Raw genomic sequence first — 2,981 nt, forward strand, 5'->3', positions numbered from 1 at the left:
GCCGTCGAGAAGCACATGGACGACGTCATCGCCGCCGGCGCCGACGGCATCGTCGTCACCGGCACGACGGGGGAGACGAGCACCCTCACCGACCCGGAGAAGATCCGCCTCGTCGAGGTCGGCAAGGACGTCGCGGCCGGCCGCGCCAAGATCATCACCGGCGGCGGGTCGAACGAGACGGCCCACGCCATCGAGCTGTACAAGGCCAGCGAGAAGGCCGGCGCCGACGGCATCATGATCGTCACGCCGTATTACAACAAGCCCACCCAGGCGGGCATCCTCACGCACTTCCGCCTGGTGGCCGACGCCACCGACCTTCCGGTCATCCTCTACGACATCCCCGGACGCACCGGGGTCCCGATCAAGTACGAGACGATCCTGCGTCTCGCCAAGCACCCGAACATCCTCGCGGTCAAAGACGCCAAGGGCGACTTCAGCGAGGTCAGCCGGGTGCTCAACCAAACAGACCTGATGTACTTCTCAGGCGACGACGCGAACGCGCTTCCGCACCTCGCGATCGGTGCGACCGGCCTGATCGGCGTGACCGCGAACATCGCGGCCGCGCCCTATCGGGTCATCATCGACGCCGTGAACCGGGGCGACCTCGCCGCGGCCACGGTGGCTCACAAGCAGCTGGAACCCCTCGTGCGCGCAGTCATGACGCACGTGCCGGGAACTGTGAGCGCGAAGTACATCCTGCACGGCCTCGGCCGCATCTCCAGCCCCCGCGTCCGCCTGCCCCTCGTGGGGCCGGAGGAGTGGGAAGCGGCGATGATCGAGGACGAGCTTGCCCTGGTGACCGACGTCGTCGGCGCTGATTTCTCCAATTTCCGTCCCGACCGCAACGCGGCAGCTGGCGGCGCACTCCCGAAGGTTCACGGCACGACACGATGAGTCCCCACGAGATCACCTCTCCCCCCGCCCTCGCCCCCGAAACCCTCCGCGTCACGCCGCTCGGCGGACTCGGGGAGATCGGGCGCAACATGACCGTCTTCGAATACGAGGGCAAGCTGCTCGTCGTCGACTGCGGCGTGCTCTTCCCCGAGGAGCACCAGCCCGGCGTCGACCTGATCCTGCCGGACTTCGAGCCGATCAAGCACCGCCTCGACGACATCGTCGGCGTCGTGCTGACGCACGGTCACGAAGACCACATCGGAGCGGTGCCCTACCTGCTGCGGCTGAAGCGGGACATCCCCCTGATCGGCTCGGGGCTGACCCTGGCGCTGGTCGAGGCGAAGCTCAAAGAGCACCGGATCAAGCCCTACTCGCTCACCGTCAAGGAGGGGCAGAAGGAGCAGGTGGGACCGTTCGACCTCGAGTTCGTCGCGGTCAACCACTCCATCCCCGACGCGCTCGCCGTCGCCATCCACACGCCCGCCGGCATGGCGCTGGTGACCGGCGACTTCAAGATGGACCAGCTGCCCCTGGACGGGCGCCTCACCGACCTGCGCGCGTTCGGGCGACTGGGCGAGCAGGGTGTCGACCTGTTCCTCGTGGACTCCACCAACGCCGACGTGCCGGGCTTCACCCCGCTGGAGCGTTCGATCGGGCCCGTGCTCGACCAGGTCATCGCCAAGGCGCCGCGCCGCGTGATCGTCGCCAGCTTCTCGAGCCACGTTCACCGTGTGCAGCAGGTGCTGGATGCCGCTCACGCCAACGGCCGCCGCGTGGCGCTTCTCGGCCGCAGCATGCTGCGCAACATGACGATCGCCGCCGACCTCGGGTACCTCACCGTTCCCGAGGGTGTGCTGATCGACTACAAGAAGGCCCAGGACCTGCCCGACGACAAGATCGTCTTCATGTCCACCGGCTCGCAGGGTGAGCCGATGGCGGTGCTCAGTCGCATGGCCAACCTCGACCACGCGATCGAGCCCGGTCCCGGCGACACGGTGATCCTGGCATCCAGCCTCATCCCGGGCAACGAGAACGCGGTCTACCGCGTCATCGACGGCCTGACCAAGCTCGGCGCGAACGTGGTGCACAAGGGCAACGCGAAGGTGCACGTCTCGGGGCACGCCGCCGCCGGTGAGCTGCTGTACTGCTACAACATCCTCAAGCCCAAGAACGTGCTGCCCGTGCACGGCGAATATCGCCACCTGATGGCGAACGCCAAGCTCGCGCAGGACACCGGCATTCCGGCCGAGCGCACCATCCTCGGCGAGAACGGCACGGTCGTCGACCTCAAGGACGGCGTGGCCACGGTGGTCGGCCAGCTCGACATCGGCTTCGTGTACGTCGACGGCTCGACGGTCGGCGAGATCACCGACGCCGACCTCAAGGATCGTCGCATCCTCGGCGAGGAGGGGTTCATCTCCGTCATCGTCGTGGTGGATGCCGCCACCGGCCGCGTGATCACCGGACCCGAGATCCACGCCCGCGGCTTCGCCGAGGATGACTCGGTGTTCGACGACGTCAAGCCCAAGATCGCCGCCGCGCTCGCCGAGGCGTCGAAGTCCGGCGTGCGCGACTCGCACGCGCTCTCGCAGGTCGTCCGCCGCACGATCGGCCGCTGGGTCAACCAGCGTCTGCGTCGCCGCCCGATGATCGTGCCGCTGGTGATCGAGGCGTAAGCCTTCCGTCACGACGCCCGCGGGCCGCCTGGTGCGGTCCGCGGGCGTTCTGCGTTCGTGGGGTGCGCTGTCGCAGTGGCACGCGGGCCGCGCCGGGCCGGGCGAAGCGCCGCGTCGTTCCAGGCAATGTCGGTGGTCCCGACGTAGCGTGGAGGGATGGCCAGGAGCAGCAGTCCGACCACGAGCGGCCGCGCGCCCGCGAAGGGGTCGTCCTCGCGCGCCCGCAAGCCGGCCCCCGCGCCCAAGCGATACGTGGATGAACCCGAGAAACCGCCAGTCGTCGTGCGCGCCTGGATGGGGCTCGCGCACGCCACCGGGGGGCTGTTCCGAGCCTTCGGCCCCGAGACGCTCGAGAAGGACCAGCGCCGCGACGGCTTCCCGTTCCTCCTCGTGCTCATGGCGGTCGCCGGC

3 protein-coding genes are annotated in these 2,981 nt (G+C 68.8%); all 3 read left to right on the top strand.

The annotated features are described in order from the left end of the window. Positions 1–894 (top strand): 4-hydroxy-tetrahydrodipicolinate synthase (dapA, locus tag NQ160_RS21645; RefSeq protein ID WP_257517125.1); only part of this gene is annotated, 894 nt, incomplete at its 5' end. Then, complete coding sequence (locus NQ160_RS21650; RefSeq protein WP_257517126.1) at positions 891–2,570, top strand: ribonuclease J; 1,680 nt, start codon at positions 891–893, stop codon at positions 2,568–2,570. The genes dapA and NQ160_RS21650, both read left to right, overlap by 4 nt. Before the next feature lie 156 nt (positions 2,571–2,726). After that, positions 2,727–2,981 (top strand): hypothetical protein (locus NQ160_RS21655; RefSeq protein ID WP_257517127.1); only part of this gene is annotated, 255 nt, incomplete at its 3' end.

The organism is Microbacterium sp. zg.Y909, from assembly GCF_024626565.1.